Consider the following 2425-nt stretch of genomic DNA (forward strand, 5'->3'; position numbering starts at 1 on the left):
GGGGTGGGCTCCGTGCACGCTGTGGTCCGGGGTCGGCACCGCCCCGCGCCCCCGGTGCCCGGACTGAGGGCGGTGCGCGATGCCTGAGGCACGGGTGATCCCGTTGCGGCCGGACGACGACCCGCCGCCGCAGCCGCCGCCGGCCGCGCCGTCCTGGGACGACCAGGTCGCCGGTGGGCTGGAGTTCCTCCGCCGCCGGGTCACCGGGGAGTACGACACCGACGAGTTCGGCTTCGACCCCGACCTGACCGACCACGTCCTGCTGCCGCTGCTCCGGCCCTGGTTCGAGCGCTGGTTCCGGGTGGAGACCCAGGGCCTGGAGAACGTGCCGGACACCGGCGGCGCGCTGGTCGTGGCCAACCACTCGGGCACGATCCCGGTCGACGCGCTGATGGCCACCGTCGCGCTGCACGACGACCACCCCGCGTCGCGGCGGCTGCGGCTGCTCGGCGCCGACCTGGTGTTCCAGGTGCCCTTCGTCGGCGCGCTGGCGCGCAAGCTCGGCACGACCCTCGCCTGCAACGAGGACGCCGAGCGCCTGCTGTCCGAGGGCGAGCTGGTCGGGGTCTTCCCCGAGGGGTTCAAGGGCGTCGGCAAGCCGTTCAGCGAGCGGTACACCCTGCAGCGGTTCGGCCGCGGCGGCTTCGTGAGCGCGGCGCTGCGCACCGGGGCGCCCATCGTGCCGTGCGCGATCGTCGGTGCCGAGGAGATCTACCCGATGATCGGCAACGCGCGCACCGCGGCGCGGCTGCTGGGTCTGCCCTACTTCCCGATCACGCCGACGTTCCCGCTGCTCGGGCCGGCCGGCCTGGTGCCGCTGCCGTCGAAGTGGTTCATCGCCTTCGGCGAGCCGATCGAGACCGAGTCCTTCGGGCCGGCCGCCGCCGACGACCCGATGGTCGTGTTCAACCTCACCGACCAGGTGCGCGAGACCATCCAGCACTCGCTCTACCGCCTGCTCCTCCAGCGCCGGTCCGTCTTCAGCTAGAGCAGCAGGCGACGGGAGCAGGGCCCGCCGAGTCACCCGGGGACACGGCGACGGTGACTCCTGACGACGGGCGGCCGGAGGCCTCCCCGAGGAAGGAGCACAGCAGCTCCACGCGGACGGGCACGGCACCTGGCCGCGGTGTGGCCCGGAGGGTCACGATCAGAAGGGCCAGCGGTTGCGGCGGCGCAGCGCGACCAGGCCGCCGACGACGCCACCGGACAGCGCGGCCACACCGACCGTCGGGACGCCGATCTTGGCGGCCTTGCGGCCGGTGCGGAAGTCCTTGACCGTCCAGCCGCGGGAGCGGGCGACCGCCTTGAGCTCGGAGTCGGGGTTCACCGCGACCGCCGTGCCCACCAGGCCGAGCATCGGCAGGTCGTTGGTGGAGTCGCTGTAGGCGCTGCACCGCGACAGGTCCAGGCCCTCGCGCTCGGCCAGCGCCCGCACCGCCTGGGCCTTCGCCTCACCGTGCATCATCTCGCCGACCAGGCGCCCGGTGAACCGGCCGTCGACGACCTCCGCGACCGTGCCCAGCGCGCCGGTCAGGCCCAGCCGGTGGGCGATGATCGAGGCCAGCTCCACCGGCGTGGCGGTGACCAGCCAGACCCGCTGGCCGGCGTCGAGGTGCTGCTGGGCCAGCAGCCGGGTGCCCGACCAGATCCGGTCGGCCATCAGCTCGTCGTAGATCTCCTCGCTGGCCTGCACGATCTCCTCGACCGGACGGCCGGCGACGAACGCCAGCGCGTTGTCCCGCACCGTGTGCATGTCGACGGCGCCCTCGGTGCCGACGACCCGGAACTTGAACTGCTGCCAGACGAACGAGGCGACGTCCCGGCCGGTGAAGTACTTGCGGGCGGCCAGCCCACGGGCGAACCAGAAGATCGAGGCGCCCATCATCATCGTGTTGTCGACGTCGAAGAACGCGGCCGCGGTGCGGTCGGGCGCGGGGGCCTCGGGCACGTCGGTCTCGGCGGCGGCCGCGGACGCCTCACCCGCGACGAGCGCGCGGGTCTCGTGGTCGTCGGCCTCCGCCGGCATCCGCGCGGCACGGCCGCGGAAGGGCACTCGGACCACGTGCTCCACCTCCCGGCGTCGACCCACCGTCGACCGCGACCCTAGCGTCGTCGTCCGATCGCTCCGGAGCCGGTCAGCAGCCCACCGTGATCAGCGGGGGCAGGCAGAGGGACACCCCCGGCACCACCGGCGGCAGGAGGACCACCGGACCGCGCGACCCGGACGGCGGCGGGGCTCCCGGCTGGGAGGGCAGCGGGAGGCTGGGCAGCGGCGGGCCCGGACGCGAGGGCGGAGCGGGCGCAGCGGTGGTCGGGACCGAGGGCACCCCGGGAGCCGCGCTCGTCGGTGCCGTTCTCGCGGAGCCGCCGGCGGGAGGCCCTGCAGTCGTGCTGCCGGCAGCCGTGGAGGGAGCCGGGGGAGCGG

General features: G+C 74.6%; 2 protein-coding genes. One reads left to right on the forward strand and one right to left on the reverse strand.

Annotated features, from left to right (window positions below; all coding sequences use genetic code 11):
- Positions 1-79 precede the first annotated feature (79 nt).
- Positions 80-988, forward strand: a complete 909-nt coding sequence (locus FHL80_RS25005) for a lysophospholipid acyltransferase family protein (RefSeq protein ID WP_138736024.1) — start codon at positions 80-82, stop codon at positions 986-988.
- Positions 989-1147: 159 nt separating this feature from the next.
- Here the strand turns inward: FHL80_RS25005 and FHL80_RS25010 are convergent, their stop codons facing one another.
- Positions 1148-2062 carry an HAD family hydrolase gene (locus FHL80_RS25010; RefSeq protein WP_246078945.1) on the reverse strand — a complete coding sequence of 305 codons (915 nt, stop codon included), beginning with the start codon at positions 2060-2062 and terminating at the stop codon, positions 1148-1150.
- Between the last annotated feature and the right edge of the window lie 363 nt (positions 2063-2425).

The organism is Modestobacter excelsi, from assembly GCF_005930495.1.
Classification (GTDB): Bacteria; Actinomycetota; Actinomycetes; order Mycobacteriales; family Geodermatophilaceae; genus Modestobacter; species Modestobacter excelsi.